The organism is Myceligenerans halotolerans (assembly GCF_054782975.1).
Window position 1 is genome coordinate 13,403 of record NZ_BAAGRL010000010.1, and the last position, 16,656, is coordinate 30,058.

The 16,656-nt window shown below is 72.3% G+C and carries 13 protein-coding genes; 9 read left to right on the forward strand and 4 right to left on the reverse strand.

Annotated elements, in window-relative coordinates:
* The coding region (locus ACYVK5_RS08185) for an SDR family oxidoreductase (protein WP_460703695.1) at window positions 1–1,001 on the reverse strand (1,001 nt) is incomplete at its 3' end.
* A gap of 107 nt (window positions 1,002–1,108) precedes the next feature.
* On the opposite strand from ACYVK5_RS08185, the gene ACYVK5_RS08190 reads away from it, so the two are divergent.
* Window positions 1,109–1,708 carry a TetR/AcrR family transcriptional regulator gene (locus tag ACYVK5_RS08190; RefSeq protein WP_460703697.1) on the forward strand — a complete coding sequence of 200 codons (600 nt, stop codon included), beginning with the start codon at window positions 1,109–1,111 and terminating at the stop codon, window positions 1,706–1,708.
* 41 nt (window positions 1,709–1,749) lie between these two features.
* Here ACYVK5_RS08190 and ACYVK5_RS08195 read toward each other — a convergent pair whose 3' ends face one another.
* Window positions 1,750–4,152, reverse strand: a complete 2,403-nt coding sequence (locus tag ACYVK5_RS08195; protein WP_460703699.1) for a tetratricopeptide repeat protein — start codon at window positions 4,150–4,152, stop codon at window positions 1,750–1,752.
* 57 nt (window positions 4,153–4,209) lie between these two features.
* A complete protein-coding gene (locus ACYVK5_RS08200; protein ID WP_460703700.1) occupies window positions 4,210–4,845 on the reverse strand; it encodes a metallophosphoesterase in 636 nt (211 codons plus the stop codon).
* 277 nt (window positions 4,846–5,122) lie between these two features.
* Here ACYVK5_RS08200 and ACYVK5_RS08205 point away from each other — a divergent pair, with 277 nt between their 5' ends.
* On the forward strand, window positions 5,123–5,842 hold the full coding sequence (locus ACYVK5_RS08205; RefSeq protein ID WP_460703702.1) for an HAD family hydrolase: 720 nt from the start codon (window positions 5,123–5,125) through the stop codon (window positions 5,840–5,842).
* 12 nt (window positions 5,843–5,854) lie between these two features.
* Here the strand turns inward: ACYVK5_RS08205 and ACYVK5_RS08210 are convergent, their stop codons facing one another.
* Entirely contained in the window at window positions 5,855–6,709 is an 855-nt protein-coding gene (locus ACYVK5_RS08210; protein ID WP_460703704.1) for a RecB family exonuclease, read from the reverse strand.
* Between the two features lie 93 nt (window positions 6,710–6,802).
* Here ACYVK5_RS08210 and ACYVK5_RS08215 point away from each other — a divergent pair, with 93 nt between their 5' ends.
* From ACYVK5_RS08215 to dop, 7 genes are all read left to right on the forward strand, one after another.
* On the forward strand, window positions 6,803–7,960 hold the full coding sequence (locus tag ACYVK5_RS08215) for a site-2 protease family protein (protein WP_460703706.1): 1,158 nt from the start codon (window positions 6,803–6,805) through the stop codon (window positions 7,958–7,960).
* Between the two features lie 62 nt (window positions 7,961–8,022).
* Window positions 8,023–9,069, forward strand: a complete 1,047-nt coding sequence (locus ACYVK5_RS08220) for a tRNA (adenine-N1)-methyltransferase (protein WP_460703708.1) — start codon at window positions 8,023–8,025, stop codon at window positions 9,067–9,069.
* Between the two features lie 122 nt (window positions 9,070–9,191).
* A complete protein-coding gene (locus ACYVK5_RS08225; protein WP_460703710.1) occupies window positions 9,192–10,577 on the forward strand; it encodes an extracellular solute-binding protein in 1,386 nt (461 codons plus the stop codon).
* A 10-nt stretch (window positions 10,578–10,587) separates the two neighbouring features.
* Complete coding sequence (locus ACYVK5_RS08230; protein WP_460703712.1) at window positions 10,588–11,946, forward strand: carbohydrate ABC transporter permease; 1,359 nt, start codon at window positions 10,588–10,590, stop codon at window positions 11,944–11,946.
* Window positions 11,943–12,884: a carbohydrate ABC transporter permease gene (locus tag ACYVK5_RS08235; protein ID WP_460703714.1), complete on the forward strand. Its 942-nt coding sequence runs from the start codon at window positions 11,943–11,945 to the stop codon at window positions 12,882–12,884. The genes ACYVK5_RS08230 and ACYVK5_RS08235 overlap by 4 nt, the downstream gene beginning before the upstream one ends.
* 285 nt (window positions 12,885–13,169) lie before the next feature.
* Window positions 13,170–14,786: a proteasome ATPase gene (gene arc, locus ACYVK5_RS08240; protein WP_460703948.1), complete on the forward strand. Its 1,617-nt coding sequence runs from the start codon at window positions 13,170–13,172 to the stop codon at window positions 14,784–14,786.
* Between the two features lie 172 nt (window positions 14,787–14,958).
* Entirely contained in the window at window positions 14,959–16,635 is a 1,677-nt protein-coding gene (gene dop, locus ACYVK5_RS08245; protein ID WP_460703950.1) for a depupylase/deamidase Dop, read from the forward strand.
* The last annotated feature ends 21 nt before the right edge of the window (window positions 16,636–16,656 follow it).

Sequence of the window (16,656 nt, forward strand, 5' to 3'; positions counted from 1 at the left end):
AGGCCGTGGTCGATCAGGCTGTTCCCGGTGTCGACGAGCGTCTCCCGGACCGGCCGCATCCTCAGGCCGAGCTCCGTCACGGCCTTGTCGGCGCGGAGGTGCTCGGGGCGGTCCACGTAGTCGAGGGCGAGCCGCACCTCCCGGTCGAAGCGCGCGAGGGCCCACAGAAGCCAGTACGGCATCGGCGCCGTGGGGACGCGGTAGCCGCGCGGCCCGAACTCCTCGCGGAGGATCTCTGCCATCTCGCCGAGCCACACGTTCGGGCCGGCGCAGATGTACCGCTGGCCGGCGGCCTGCGGCGTCTCGAGGGCCCGCCGGTGCGCCGTGGCGAGGTCGCGTGCGTCCACGGGCGCGAAGCCCATCGACGGCACCGCAGGGACCTCGCGTCCGAGGAGTCGCCGCACCGTGCTCACCGAGGTGCCCGCGGAAGGGTGCTGGATCGGCCCGAGGACGAGCCCGGGATTGATCGCCACCACGTCGAGGGCGTGCTCGTCCGCGAACTGCCACGCGGCGCGCTCGGCGAGGGTCTTGCTCCGGGCGTACGGCGTGGCCTGGTCGAGGTCGGCCCAGTCGGACTCGTCGCGCACCCGGTCGTCGTTCTTCCCGGTCCGTGCCGAGACGGCCGCGATCGAGGACGTCACCACGACCCGCCCCACCCCGGCAGCCGCGCAGGCCCGGAGTACCCGCAGCGTGCCGTCGACGGCGGGCCGCACCAGGGTCGAGGCGTCGCGCGGCGGGGCGGGCGGGAACGGGGAGGCCATGTGCAGCACGCTCGTGCAGCCGTCGACGGCCTCGGGCCAGCCGGCGTCGTCGAGCAGGTCCGCCTCGACGAGTTCGAGGTCGCCGCCCGTGCGGTCGGCCAGGGCCCGCAGGTGTGCCGTACGCGCCGGGTCGTGGAGCGACCGCACCGTGGCGCGGACACGGTAGTCGTGGGTCAGGAGCTCTTCGATCACGTGTCCGGCGATGAAGCCGGTGGCCCCGGTGACGAGCGTCGTGGACATGGCAACCCAATCTAAGCGGCGATAAGAATGTGAGCACTGTACAGTTCGAGATCGCCCTGTCGTCAACCCCGCACGCCGCACCCGGCGGGTGCTCCTACGATCGACTCGTGCCCGAACCCGAGAAGAGCAGGACGACGTACCACCACGGAGCGCTGCGCGCGGAGCTCGTCGACGCATCCGTGCGCCTGGTGGAGAGCGAGGGCGTCGGAGCGGTCAGCCTCCGCAGGGTCGCCCGGGAGGCGGGCGTCAGCCCCGCCGCGCCGTACCACCACTTCGCCAACCGTGCCGCCCTCCTGTCCGCCATCTCGGCACAGGGCTTCCGCGAGCTCGCGGACGATCTCGGCGCTGTCGCGCGCACCACCGACGACGCCGATGCGGTGGCCGCGCTCGTGCGGTGCTACCTCGACTTCGCGCGGCGCCGGCCCGGGCACTTCCAGGTCATGTGGCGTCCCGAGCTGTCCGAGCCCGACAAGCACCCCGACGTGCGTGACGGCGGCGAGGCCGCTCTCCTGCGACTCACCGACCTGGTCGACGGACTCGAGGTCGCCGACCCGCGCGGCCTCGCCCTCGCGATCTGGGCCGTCGGGCACGGGCTCGCGTCTCTGATGCTGGACGGGCAGCTCGACCACACCGCGCGCAAGTGGGACACGACGGCGGACGACCTGCTGGAGCGATGCCTGGGGACGGTCTCCCGCATGGCGGGCTGAACGTCGCGCGGGCCGACCGCTCGACACCGGACCGGCCACAGTCAGGAGGCCGTCTGCCCCGTCGGCCCGGCCCGGGTCGCCTCGAGCGTCCGTACGAGCTCGTCGGAACGTTCCGCGAGCTCGCGGAAGCGGGCCGGGTTGCCGTCCGCCAGCCGGGCACGGAGCCGGGCCGCGCGCCGCGCCGCGGCCAGGGCCTCCTCGATCTCGTCGGCACCGGCCGAGGCGACGGCGAGATTCGTCAGGGCGAGGGCGAACTCCGGCTCGTACTTCTCCGGCTGCGTCCGCGCGAGGTCGTCGAGGATTCCCGCGGCCTCCCGCGCGGCGGCGACGGCGTCGGTGTGCCGGCCGACGTCCGCGTAGGTGCCCGCGAGGTTCGTCAGCGACGTGCCCAGGACCGGCAGGTGCTGGTGCCCGCTCCGCTCGGTCAGGCGCCTGCTGGCGGCGACCGCTTCTTCCGCGGGGTCGACGGCGTCCGGGGTGCGGCCGTTCTCGGCGAGCCGTGACGCGAGGTTCGACAGCGACTTCACCAGGCCGGGCAGATGGCGCGCGGGATGCTCGGTCGCGAGCTCGCGAAGGATCCCGGTGGCCTCGTCCTCCGCGGCGAGCGCCTCGGTCGCGTTCCCGAGGACCGAGTGGGTCACGCCGAGGTTCGACAGGGACGCGGCCAGGTCCGGCAGGTGCCGATCCGGGTTCGACGCCGCGAGCCGCCGCCGGATCGTGACGGCCTCCCGCTCGTGCTCGAGCCCCAGCCGCCGCCGGCCGAGCTGCGCGTTCAGGATGCCGAGGTTCGAGAGCGTCTGGGCGACGAACGGCAGGTATCCCTCGTGCTGCTCGGCGAGACGGCGGCGCAGTTCGAGCGCCTCGGCCGTCGCGCGGGCGGCCTCGCCGGGCCGTCCCAGCTCGCTCAGCCGTGCTCCGAGGTAGGACAGCGCGCTGGCCAGGTCCGGGTTGTAGCGGTATGGGTCGTCGCGCACCAGTTCCCGGCAGGTCTCGACCGCTTCGAGCGTGCATCGGTAGGCCTCGTCGGCGGAGCCGAGCTCGGCGTGGCGCTTGCCGAGGTTCCACAGGCTCTTCGCGAGCAGGGGTCGGATCTGATCGGGCTCGTCGTCGGACACGATGCGGGCGTGGGCGACGCCCTCCGCGGACGCGGCCAGCGCCTCCTGCGCCCGCCCGAGCTCGGCGAGGGCGCTGCCGGCGTTCGTCACCGCGCTCGCGAGCGCCGGCCGGTACCGGGCGGGGTGCTCGGCGAGGAGCTCGCGGTAGGCGGCGACGGCGGCCGCCTCGTCGTCGAGCGCCTCGTCGATACGTCCCCGGAACCACAGCAGCGCGCCCCGCAGCGCGCGGGCGGCGGCGACGGCCGGCTCGGGTCCGGCGCGGGAGGTGTCACCCGGTGCGCCGGTGAGGAGGTGCAACGCCGTGTCGGCCGCCTCGAGGGCCTGGGCGTAGCGGCCGTCGTGCTTGAGGGCGTCGGCCATCGTGACGTGGATCGCGGCCCGGCGGGAGCGGTCGCCGTCGAGCAGGACGACGGCGCGCCCGGCCAGTGACACGCGCGCGCACATGAAGGTGCCGGTCAGGTATTGCGGGTGGCAGGCGAACGTCTCCAGCACGTCGGCGTCGTCGGGCAGCTGCGCGGTCACGCGCTCGTAGGCGGCGGCCACCGCGTCGGCCGAGGCGTGTCGGGGACCGGCGGACATGATCCGCGCCAGGAGCCGGGCGGCGTGGATCGCCTGCCGCGGCGACAGGCCCGTGGTGACGCGCTCGGCGAACCGGGGGTCGTCGGCGAGCGCGCGGGCGACGAGGTTCTCGTTCGGCGGCGACGGCATTCCGTCCGGCCCGCTGCCCTCCTCGGCGCCCAGGAGCATCGCGGTGGCGAGGACGGCGGCGTGTCCCGGCGGGAGCGGCGCGGAGGGGGGCGCGGGCAGTCCGGGTGCGGGTCCCGGTGGTCCGCCGGCCGGGAGCTCCAGGACCGGCGACGCGTGGAGCAGGGCGCGGACGGCGGGGGTGCCGTGCTCGAGGCGGTCCCGCCAGACGGTCGTCCGCCGCGCGACCAGGAGGATGCGCGTCCGGCCGCGTTCCTCCCGGGCGGCTGCCAGGAGGAGCGGGCGCAGTCCGGGGAGGGTGTCGGCGTCGTCGACCAGGAGCAGACGACGACGAGCCGGCCGCTCGGTGGCCACGCGGGCGTCGTCGTCGTTCCGGATCTGCAGCACGGTCCAGCCCCGCCGGGCGAGCCGGCCGGCCAGCTCCCGCGCGAGGCGTGTCTTGCCCGCTCCCCGCGGACCGGTCACGAGGCACACGGCGAGGGGGTCCCTCGACCGGGCCCAGTGGAGCAGTGCCCTGAGCTCGGCGCGCTGCGCGGCCGGACGGCCGGGCTCGCCCACCGGAGCCGGCCGCGTCTCCGGGGCATCCGGGGGCTGTGCGCGATGCGGCGGCAGGCGGAGGTCCACCACGTCAGTGAACCGGACAATGATGATCCCTGCCAGAAATAGGGCGGGGAGGAGAGATCAGTCGGTCCAGGCGAGCGGTGCCAGTTCCCGGGGGCCGTCGTCGACGAGTGCGGCGAGGCGCTCGACGGCGACCGGCCGGCCGCCCCACGCGTCGACGCCGACGTTGAGCTGGCGGTCCCGCTGCCGCCACGTGTCGTGCACGTGGCCGTGCAGCACCCAGCCGCCGTCGTCCGCCGGGCGGTACTCGACGTACCGGTCCTCGCCGTGGGAGTCGCCGGAGAACGGGAAGTGGGAGACGGCGGCGTCCAGCCCGGCGACGGGGAACCTGCCGGGGTCGTCGTGGATCTCGGCGAACCCGGCGGCGAGGTAGCGGGACCGGGCCTTCTCCCGGCGTTCCGCGCGCACCTCGGGCGCCCCCTTGCGGAGGCCGCGGTCGCCGGCCCAGCAGCGGTCGTGGTTGCCGGGCACGAGGATCTTGTGCCCGGCGAGCCGGCCGATCCAGGTCAGCGAGTCGTCCAGGGTGCCGAGCGCGACGTCGCCGAGGACCCACACCGTGTCGTCGTCGGACACGGTGTCGTTCCAGAGTTCCGCGAGCCGGGCGTTCATGTGGCCGACGCCGCCGAAGGGCCGGTCGCAGAACCGGATGATGTTGGCGTGTCCGAAGTGCATGTCGGACGTGAAGTAGGTGGTCATGTCGCGGCCTATTCAACCGTACGTTCCGCCGTACGTTCCGCTGTATTTTCTACCGCATATACACGTGTCTGGGCATATATCGTGCTTGGACGCCATGATCAGGGTAGCGAATCGGGGTGGCGCCGAGGCAACCCGTCTGTGACGTTCATCGCAGCGCGGGCCTCCCGCGCGGTTTCGTCACCTTCTCGTCGCTCCTGCGTCATGCGGTGCTTCGCCGATGTGATGAGGTGGGGGCCGTACAGCGACCCCCTGCAGCACACGCCACCGGAGGCCACTCGTGAACACCGCTCTGCGCCGCGACCCGGAGTCCCGCGAGGACGCCGGCTCCCAGGCACTCCCCAAGGCCGTCCTCTTCGACATGGACGGCACCCTGGTCGACACGGAGCCGTACTGGATCGCGGCGGAGCACGAGCTCACCGAGGCCCACGGCGTGACCTGGACGCACGAGGACGCGCTGAAGCTCGTGGGACAGCAGTTGATCGTCAGCGCCGGGGTGCTGCGGGACGCGGGCGTGCCCATGGAGCCGGCCGAGATCGTGGACCGGCTCATCGCCCGCGTGCGGGACCGGCTGGCCGACGAGGTGCCGTGGCGCCCGGGCGTGCTGCCGCTGCTGGCCGACCTGAACGCGGCGGGAGTGCCCTGCGCCATCGTCACGATGTCGTACCGCAACCTGGCGGAGGCCGTCGCCGCGGGCGCCCCCGAGGACACGTTCGCCACGATCGTCGTGGGCGACGAGGTCACCCACGGCAAGCCGCACCCGGAGCCGTACCTCACGGCGGCCGAGCGGCTCGGCGTGTCCGCGGTGGACTGCGTGGCCGTCGAGGACTCGCCCGTCGGCATCACGTCCGCGCTCGCCAGCGGCGCCCGCACGCTCGGCGTCGAGGCCGTCCTCCCCGTCGGGGAACGCCCGGGCCTGAGCCGCCTGCGCTCGCTCGACGGCGCGGGCCTCGACCTCCTCGCGCGGCTCGCCGCGGGCGAGGTCGTCGACGAGTACTGACTCGCGGCGGCGCTACACGATCCCGAGCCGCAGCTCCACCGCGCCCTCCGGGATCGGCGGCGGCGTCCCGCCGAACGCGGGACACACCGACCGGTGCGCGCACCAGTCGCACAACTTGCTCGGCCGCGGCTCCCACGTCTCCTCGCGCGCCGCCTTCTCGATCTCGGACCACACCCAGCGCACCTTCCGCTCGGCGCCCTCGAGCTGCTCCGGCGTCGGCTCCGCCCGCAGGACTTGCCCGTCCCCGAGGTAGACGAGCTGCAGCATCTTCGGCACAACGCCCCGCTCACGCCACAGCACCAGCCCGTAGAACCGCAGCTGGAACAGCACCTTCCCCTCGAAGCGCGGGCTGGGGGAGCGGCCCGTCTTGTAGTCCACGACCCGCAGCGCGCCGTCGTCCGGCTTCACGTCCAGCCGGTCCACGATGCCACGCAGCAGCGGCCCGTCCGGCAGCTGCGTCTCGACCCTCAGCTCCCGCTCGGCCGGCTCCAGGCGGTTCGGGTCCTCCAGCGTGAAGTAGGTGCTCACCAGGCGACCCGCACCGTCGAGCCAGTTCTCGACACCCTCGGACTCGGCGTCCCCGCCCGGGGCGAACAGCTCCCGCACCCGCGGATCGGTCTCCTGGAGCTTCTCCCACTCCACGGGGAGGAGCTCCTGCGCGGCCGCGGGCGTCCGCTCGCCCGCCGGCGCGTCGTACAGGCGCTCCAGGACCGAGTGCACGAGCGTCCCGCGCGTCGCCGCCGACGAGGCCGGCTCCGGCAGGCGGTCCACCGTCCGCAGCCGGAACAGCAGCGGGCACTGCAGGAAGTCGCTCGCGCGCGACGGTGACAGGGCCGGCGGACGGGACGGAGGCGCGATCACGGTCATGGCGACAACCCTAGGGGGAGACACCGACAACGCCCCGGCGTCATCCACAGGCGCGCCGCGATCCCGCCGCACCCCGGCGGATACGCTGTGCCGGTGAACAGCAAGCCCTCGGCCCAGGCCGCACCCCCGCGCTCGCGCGGCTGGACGCTCGGGCACGTCGCCGGCGCGCCGGTCATCGTCACACCCTCCTGGTTCGTCGCCGCGGCGGTGCTGACCGTCATCTTCGGCCCCTGGGTCCTGCGGCAGCTCCCCGACCTCGGCGCGGTCGCCTACCTCGTGGCCGCCACCTTCGTGATCATGCTGTTCGCCTCCGTGTTCCTGCACGAGGTCGCCCACGCCCTCGTGGCCCGCGCCCGCGGGCAGGAGGTGCACGAGCTCGCGATCACCCTCTGGGGTGGTCACACCGCCTACTCCGGCGGCCTCGGCCGCCCGCTCGACGGCTTCCTGGTCGCCGTCGTCGGCCCGCTCACGAACGTCGCGCTCGCCGCCGGCTTCTGGCTCGTCTACCTCGCCCGGGCCGACAGCAGCCTGGACATCCCCGACGTGCTCCTGATCGCCGGCGCCCTCTCCAACGCGTTCGTCGGCGTGTTCAACCTGCTGCCCGGCCTCCCGCTGGACGGCGGCCAGATCCTGGAGGCCGCCGTCTGGGGCGTCACGGGCTCCCGCAGCACGGGGACCATCGTCGCCGGCTGGGCCGGACGGGTCATCGCGGTCGGCGTCGTCGCCTGGGGGCTCCTGCCGCTCCTGAGCGGGCAGCTGCCGGACAGCACCCTGCTCTTCGCCGTGCTCATCGCCGCCTTCCTCTGGTTCGGCGCCAGCGGCGCCATCGCCGGCGCACGCCGCCGCGCGGCCATCTCCTCCCTCCACGCCGGACACCTCGCCGACCCCGTCGTGCTCGTCCCGCTCGGCTCCACCGTGGCCACGGCGCTCGCGGCCCGCCCGGTCACCGGACCGGGGGAGAGGCCCGCGCGCGTCGTGGTGGTGGGGCACGACGACGTCCCGCTGGCCGTCCTCGACGACACCGCGGCCGCCTCGGTCCCGCCCGAGGCGCGCGAGCGTACCGGCGTCGACTCCGTCTCGGTGCCGTTCGTGCCGAAGTCCGCGGTCGGCCCGGACGTGAACGGTCAGGAGCTGCTGCGTCACCTGGCGGCGTCGTCGGGCGGCGCACGACTGGTCCCGGTGGTCGAGGCCGGCCGCGTGACCGGCGTCCTCGACCTGGCCCGGGTCGCGATGGCCGTCCGCAAGGCCTGATCCACGCGGCCGCGGCCGCCCTGGAACACGCGCTCGCCGCGGCGCACGTAGGATGGTCGGTCGTGACTTCTCCGACCGATGCCCCCGGCCCGACGGCCACCGGCGCCGACCAGCGCCGCGGACCGTTCCGCGAGGGCGACAAGGTGCAGCTGACCGACCCCAAGGGCCGGATGCACACCATCACCCTCAAGCCCGGTGCGACGTTCCACACCCACAAGGGGTACTTCAAGCACGAGGAACTCATCGGCAGGCCCGAGGGCTGGGTCGTCACGAACACCGCGGACGTCGAGTACCTGGCGCTGCGCCCGCTGCTGAACGACTACGTGCTGTCGATGCCGCGCGGGGCGGCCGTCGTCTACCCGAAGGACGCCGGCCAGATCGTCACGATGGCGGACATCTTCCCCGGCGCGCGCGTGGTCGAGGCCGGCGTCGGCTCCGGCGGCCTCACCCTGTCGCTGCTGCGCGCGGTCGGCGACACCGGCGAGCTGCACTCGATCGAGCGGCGCGCCGACTTCGCGGCCATCGCCAGCGGCAACGTCGAGACGTTCTTCGGCGGGCCGCACCCCGCATGGCACCTCCACACGGGCGACCTCGCCGACCGGCTGCCCGGCGTCGCCGAGCCCGGCACGGTGGACCGCGTCGTGCTCGACATGCTCGCGCCCTGGGAGAACCTCGACGTGGTGGCCGACGCGCTCGTGCCCGGCGGCGTGCTGATCTGCTACGTCGCCACCGCCACGCAGCTGTCCCGCACGGCCGAGGACCTGCGGGCCGGCGGCCGGTTCGCCGAGCCGTCCGCGTTCGAGACCATGGTGCGCGGCTGGCACCTGGAAGGCCTCGCGGTACGCCCGCAGCACCGGATGATCGGGCACACCGGCTTCCTCATCACGGCGCGGCGCCTGGCCGACGGCGTCGTCCCGCCCGAGCGCAAGCGGCGCCCGGCGAAGGGCGCCAAGACCGAGCGCGCGACGGCGAACGGCGCGGCGGCCGACGAGGCCGTCGACCCGGCCTGGTCCGAGGAGTGGTCCGAGGAGGCGCTGGGGGAGCGCGAGGTCTCCGCCAAGAAGATCCGGCGAGTCCGCCGCGAGGTCGGCAAGCCTCCCGAGGAGTGACGGTACGGGCCGTGCCGCCCGATCGTCATCCGGTGTTCATCCAGAATTTCTGATTCCTGACCATCTGGTCGTCTGACGTCGATACGTTCCCTGCGACATCGCACCGACGTCCAGGAGGAGTCATGAAGAATCGCACGCTGTGCGCCACGGCGGCGGGTACCGCCGCCGCGGCACTGGTGCTGGCCGGCTGCACCGGCAGCTCGGAGGCGGACACGGCAGGCGACGGCGTCGTCGACGTGTGGGTCGCTTTCACCGACGACACACGCCTCGGCTTCGTCCAGGAGAAGGCCGAAGAATTCGAGGCCGCGCACGAGGGCGTGACCGTCGAGGTCCAGGGCTTCGACGACTACGAGACCCTCTTCCAGCAGATGCAGCTCGCGCTCGACGGCGGCGACGCCCCCGAGATCGTGCACTACTTCGAGGCCGCCACCCGCGAGGCCCTCGACGCCGTCGACCCCGACGGCGAGCCCATCTTCCAGTCCGTGGCCGCGGCCACCGACGGCCGCGAGGAGATCCTCGGCGAGCCCGTCGTCCTGGACGACGTCGTCGCCCCGGCGAAGAACTACTACTCCGTCGACGGCGAGTTCTACTCCATGCCGTGGAACACGTCGTCCACCATCATGTACGGCAACGAGACCCTCATGACGGACGCCGGCGTCGAGGAGATCCCCGAGACGTGGCAGGAACTCGAGGACGCCTGCGAGAAGATCGCGGAGCTCGACGACGGCCCCGAGGCCTGCATCACCTGGCCCAACCACTCCTGGTGGATGGAGCAGGCCATGGGCCAGGCCGACACGAACCTCGGCAACAACGACAACGGCCGCTCCGGCCGCGCCACCGAGGTCGAGCTCGACAGCGACGGCATGGTCGACTACCTGAGCTGGTGGCAGGGCCTCGAGCAGGACGGCCACTACCTCTACACCGGCGTCCAGCGTGACTGGGACGGCACCCGCGCGGCGTTCTCCGCGCAGGAGGTCGCCTTCCTCATGTCGAGCTCCGGCGACGCCACCGGCGTCACCGAGGAGGGCGAGGAAGGCGGGTACGACGTCGTCGCCGGCCGCATGCCGTACGACGCCGACACGCCCTACGGCGGCAACCTCATCGGCGGCGCCACGCTCTGGCTGAGCGCCGGCCTCGACGAGGACACCACCGACGCCTCCCTCGCGTTCCTCAACTTCTTCAACAACCCCGAGAACGCCGCGGAGTGGCACAAGGTCAGCGGCTACGTCCCGATCACGAACTCCGCCGTCGACCTCCTGACCGAAGAGGGCTGGTTCGAGGAGAACCCGAACTTCAAGGTCGCCTCCGACCAGCTCGACCTCGCCGCCGACACCCCGGCGTCGACCGGCGTCCTCATGGGCAACTTCGTCGCGATCCGCGACGTCATCACCGCCGCCGCCGAGGACATCCTCGTGGGCGGGGACGACGTCGCCGACCGCCTCGGCGCCGCCGACGAGGAAGCCCAGCAGCTCCTCGACGACTACGAGCTGCTCTACTCCGCCGAGTGACACCCGCCACATGCTCCTGATCCTCACCGTGCTGGCCGCCGCCCTCATCGCGGTGGTCGCGTCGCGAGGCCGGCTGCACCCCCTCGTCGGGGGCGCGGTCGGCCTCGCCGGCGCGCTGGCCACCACCTGGTTCTTCGCCGGCTGCGCGCTCGGCGGCGACGTGGTCGGCGACAACACCGCCGTCCAGCGGATCCTGGCCGTCGCCGCCGTCGTGACCGTCGGCGCCGGCCTCACCCGGACCGTCGCCGCCGTCCGTGCGGGCTCCGGCCCCTCCGACGGCGCCCTGCTGACCGAACTGCGGTCCGGCATGTTCCGCACCGGCCCCTGGTGGCCCTGGCTGCTCCTCGCACCCACGCTCGCCGTGCTCGCCGTCTTCCTGTACTACCCCTCGATCCAGACGTTCGCGCTGTCCACGAAGCTCGCCCGCATGGGCGCGCCGCGCTCCGCCGACGTCTGCCTCAGCAACTTCGCCGAACTGCTCGTCCCCGCGCCCTACCTGGTCGCGGGGCTGCCGCTGGCCGCCGTCGCCGTCGTGGCGGGCCTCAGCCTGTGGCGCTCGCGGACGACGGCGGGGACGGCGTCGCACACCGTCGCCGCCGCACTCGCGCCGCTGGGGCCGATCGCCGTCGTCGTCGCGCTGTACTTCGTCTTCGCGCCGGGACGCACCGGCTACCGCGGCGTGTACGTCGCGACCGTGGGCATCTCGCTCGGCATCGTGGCGGTCAGCATGGTCGCGGGGCTCGCGCTGGCCTACCTGGTCGCACGCCGGTTCCGCGGCGCGTCGGTGTACCGGACGCTGCTCATCTGGCCGTACGCGGTGTCGCCGCCGGTGGCGGGCATCCTGTTCTTCATGATGTTCGACCCGACGGCGGGCGTCATGGCGCACCTGGCCGACGTCGTCGGGCTGGACTTCCCGTCCTACCGGTCCGACGGCGTGCTGGCCCAGGCGGCGATCGTGCTGGCGGCCTCCTGGAAGTGGGTGGGGCACAACATCCTGTTCTACGTGGCGGCGCTGCAGACCGTGCCGCGCGACATCGTCGAGGCGGCGGCCATCGACGGGGCCGGGGCGTGGCGCCGGTTCGCGCGGATCATCGTGCCGACGATCGCGCCGGTGACGTTCTTCCTGCTCGTCACCAACCTGACGTACGCGTTCTTCGACGTGTACGGGACCATCGACTACCTCACCCGCGGCGGGCCCAGCGGGCAGACCACCGTGGCGATCTACGAGATCATCCGCGTCGGCGTCGGCACCGGGGACCTCGGCCGGGGCGCGGCGCAGTCGGTGATCCTGTTCATCGCGGTCATCGGGCTGACCGTGTGGCAGTTCCGGCGGTCCGAGGGCCGGATCACCTACGGAGGCGGAGCATGAGCGCGCGCACGGACGCCGTCCGGCACGACGCCGGACAGGATGCCGCCGGGCTGACTGCCGGGCGGACACAGCAGCGCCGGGGAGGGCGTATGAGCGACAACCTGACGATCTCCGTGGGCCGGCGCGGGGTGTTCGCCGGGCGCACGTGGCACCTGCACGTGCTCTCGATCGCGTGCGTGCTGCTCATCGGGTTCCCGCTGCTGTACGCGGTGCTCGTGGCCACGCAGACGAACGCGGAGGTGTTCGCGTTCCGGCTCACGCCCGGCTCGTCGTTCGGCGAGCACTTCCACAAGGTGTGGGTCGAGCGCGGCATCGGCAGGGCGATGTGGAACTCGCTGGTGATGTCGACGCTGGTGACCGTGGCCAAGACGATCCTGTCGATGGCGGCCGGGCTGGCGTTCGTGTACTTCCGGTTCCGCGGGAAGTCGCTGGTGTTCTTCGGCGTGCTGATCACGCTGATGATGCCGACCGAGGTGATGATCCTGGCGCTCTTCCGGGTCACGTCCGACCTCGGGATGACGGACTCGCTGTGGGCGCTCGTGGTGCCGTTCGCGGCGTCGGCCACGAGCGTGTTCCTGTTCCGGCAGCACTTCATGTCGCTGCCGGCCGAGCTACCGGAGGCCGCGCAGCTCGACGGCGCGGGGCCGTTCCAGTTCTGCTTCCGCATCCTGCTGCCGCTGAGCTGGAACACGATCGGGGCGCTGGCGGTCGTGTCGTTCACGTACGCGTGGAACATGTACCTGTGGCCGGTCCTGGTGATCAAGGACGCGTCGGGGCAGGTGGTGCAGCAGTCCCTGTCCGCGCTGCGGGCCACCGACCAGGCGATCAGCTACGGCCCGCTGATGCTGGGCGCGCTGCTCGCCAGCATCCCGCCGCTGCTGGTCTTCCTCGCGCTGCAGAAGCCGTTCATGTCGGGGATGGCGATCTCGGACAAGTAGAGGGCGAGAGCGGTCGCAGGTGAAGTTCGTTCCCACGGGCTGAGACGGCGCGGGATCCGCCAAGAGCGAACACGGGCGTGCGCGCACGTCGTACGTGAACGGCGCGTAACGATCGGGTACCCGCGGCGTCTCGGACGGGCGTTCTACCTCCCGGAGTGTCAGACACTACGCCTACAGTGCTGTTCTCGGAGGCGGTCCACGTCGTAGGGTCGCCTTCCGGGCCCTACGAGAGGGGAAGCCATGACCGACAACACAGGTGGATACAACCTTCCCGATAACGGATCGATGCCGAATCGCGACTACGAGCGTCAGATTGCCCTCCTCTCAGCAAAGAACGAGCGCCTCGCCGAGGCGCTGCGCGCCGCTCGCGACCAGATCGTCGAGCTGAAGAAGCAGCTCGACGATCTCGCCAAGCCGCCGGGCACCTACGCCACCTTCCTGGGGGCGCACCCCGACGGATCGGTGGACATCTCGTCCTCGGGCCGCAAGATGCACGTGGCCGCCAGCCCCAACCTCGACGTCTCCCGGCTGAGCCCTGGCCAGGAGGTCAAGCTCAACGAGGCGATGACGGTGGTGGCCGCCGGGGAGTACGAGCGCACCGGCGAACTGGTCACCATCAAGGAACTGCTCGGCAGCGACCGGGTGCTCGTCGTCGGCCGGGCGGACGAGGAGCGCGTGGTGCGCCTCGCCGGCTCGATCTCCGACGAGATGCTGCGGGTCGGTGACTCGCTCACCGTGGACACCCGCAGCGGCTTCGTCTTCGAGGTGGTGCCCAAGTCCGAGGTCGAGGAACTCGTCCTCGAGGAGGTCCCCGAGATCGACTACGGCGACATCGGGGGTCTCGGCCCGCAGATCGAGGCGATCCGTGACGCCGTCGAACTGCCTTTCGCGCACCCGGACCTGTTCCGGGAGCACGGTCTGCGCCCGCCCAAGGGCGTCCTGCTGTACGGCCCGCCCGGTTGCGGCAAGACGCTCATCGCCAAGGCGGTGGCGCACTCCCTGGCCGGGATGGTCGCGAAGGCCAGTGGTGGCGACCCCTCGGCGAAGAGCTACTTCCTCAACGTCAAGGGTCCGGAACTGCTCAACAAGTACGTGGGCGAGACCGAGCGGCACATCCGCCTGATCTTCGCCCGCGCGCGGGAGAAGGCCTCCCAGGGCATGCCGGTGGTCGTGTTCTTCGACGAGATGGAGTCGCTGTTCCGCACCCGCGGCACGGGGCTCTCGTCCGACGTCGAGACCACGATCGTGCCGCAGCTCCTGGCGGAGATCGACGGCGTCGAGCGGCTCGACAACGTCATCGTCATCGGCGCGTCCAACCGTGAGGACATGATCGACCCGGCGATCCTGCGCCCGGGCCGGCTCGACGTGAAGATCAAGATCGAGCGTCCGGACGCCGAGGGCGCCAAGGAGATCTTCGCGAAGTACCTCACCGAGGGCCTGCCGATCCACCCGGAGGACGTCGCCGAGTACGGCGGGAACGTCCCCGCGGCGCTCGACGGGATGATCACCTCGGTCGTGGAGCGCATGTACGCCGAGGACGAGGAGAACCAGTTCCTGGAGGTCACGTACGCGTCCGGGGACAAGGAGACCCTGTTCTTCAAGGACTTCAACTCCGGCGCCATGATCGAGAACGTCGTGGACCGGGCGAAGAAGAACGCGATCAAGGACTTCCTGGCCACCGGTCAGAAGGGCATCCGCGTCGACCACCTGCTCTCGGCGTGCGTCGACGAGTTCCAGGAGAACGAGGACCTGCCCAACACCACCAACCCCGACGACTGGGCGCGCATCAGCGGGAAGAAGGGCGAGCGCATCGTGTTCATCCGCACCATCGTCCAGAAGAAGGGCGAGGGTGCGACACCGCGCACCATCGACACGGTCCAGAACACGGGTCAGTACCTGTGAGGGCCGGGGCCTCCGGAAGCGGGAACCCGTGAGGGACCGCTGACGGACGAGACCGGGGACCGGCCGGGTCGCCTACCGACCCGGCCGGTCCCCGGCCCCCGCAGGGCTCTCCGGGCCGGGCGGCTCCGGAGAATACTGACTTAGGGTTGGTGATGTGAGCGTGCGTCGCGTGATGGGAATCGAGACCGAGTACGGAGTGCTGCAGCCGGGTCGTCCGCTGGCGAACCCGATGTTGCTCTCGAGCCAGGTGGTGACGACGTACCGCGCTCTCGCGGATCGTGACGCCTCCGCGCGCAGCCGGGCGCGGTGGGACTACGACGACGAGGACCCGCTCCAGGACGCCCGCGGGTTCCGCCTCGAGCAGGCGTCGGCGCACCCCTCGATGATGACGAACGACCCGGCGCGCCCGGCGCCGTCGGGCCCGACGACGGGTCAGATGCCCGTGGTCGGCGCCCGACCCGGGACCGGGCAGATCCCGGTGGTGCGCGGCGGGCCGGGCTCGCCGCCGCAGGACGTGGAGCGCCCGGCCACCGAGGAGTACGACGACCCGAGCGCCGCGAACGTCATCCTCACCAACGGCGCGCGCCTGTACGTGGACCACGCGCACCCGGAGTACTCGTCGCCCGAGGTCACCAACCCGGTCGACCTGGTGCGCTGGGACGTCGCGGGGGAGCGGGTCATGCTCGCGGCCGTCCGCGCCCTGGCGGTGGTGCCGGGCAGCGAGACGGTCCTGTACAAGAACAACGTGGACGGCAAGGGCGCCAGCTACGGCACGCACGAGAACTACCTGGTGGACCGGGCCCTCTCGTTCGCCACCCTCGCGGAGCTCATCACCCCGTTCCTCGTGACCCGGCAGGTGTACACGGGCTCGGGCCGCGTGGGCCTCGGCGCCGCGGGCGGCCAGCCCGGCTACCAGCTCTCGCAGCGGGCGGACTACATCGAGGCCGAGATCGGCCTGGAGACCACGCTGCGCCGGCCCATCGTGAACACACGCGACGAACCGCACGCGGACCGGCAGCGCTGGCGCCGCCTGCATCTCATCCTCGGCGACGCGAACTGCATGGAGGTGCCGACCTATCTCAAGACCGGCGCGACGTCGCTGTTCCTGTGGGTGCTGGAGCACCTGGGCGAGCTCGCCGACGCCGGTGTGGACGCCCGCAAGGAGCTCGGCGCCCTGAAGCTCGCCGACCCCGTCGCCGCGGTCCAGCGCGTCTCGCGGGACCTGGACCTGTCGGTGGCGCTGGACCTGGCGGACGGGCGCACCATGACCGCGCTCGAGATCCAGGGCGCCTGCGCCGACGTGGTCAGGCGCTCGCTCAAGGCGCTGGGCAGCGACCCGGACTCGGACGCCGTGCTGGAGCGCTGGACGTCCCTGCTGGAGCGGCTCGCGGTGGACCGCGCGTCGTGCGTGCGTGAGGTGGAGTGGATCGCGAAGCTGCGCCTGCTGGAGGGGCTGCGCCGGCGCGACGGACTGGGCTGGGAGCATCCGCGCCTGCACGCCATGGACCTGCAGTGGTCCGACGTGCGGCCGGAACGCGGGATCTACCACCGGCTGCTCGCCAAGGGCGCCGTCGAGCGGATCGTCGACGAGGCCTCGGTGGCGCGCGCCGTCGACCATCCGCCGGCCGACACGCGGGCGTGGTTCCGCGGCGAGGTGATGGCGCGGTACGGCGACCAGGTCTCGGCGGCGAGCTGGGACTCGGTGATCTTCGACGTCGGCGGGCGGCAGACGCTGCAGCGCGTTCCGATGCTCGATCCGGCACGGGGAACCGAGGCGATCGTCGGTCCGTTGCTGGATGCAAGTCCCGATGCCGTGACTCTTTTGCGGAGACTTTCCGGCGAGGGATGATTCGCAAAGCGCAGTTAAGGT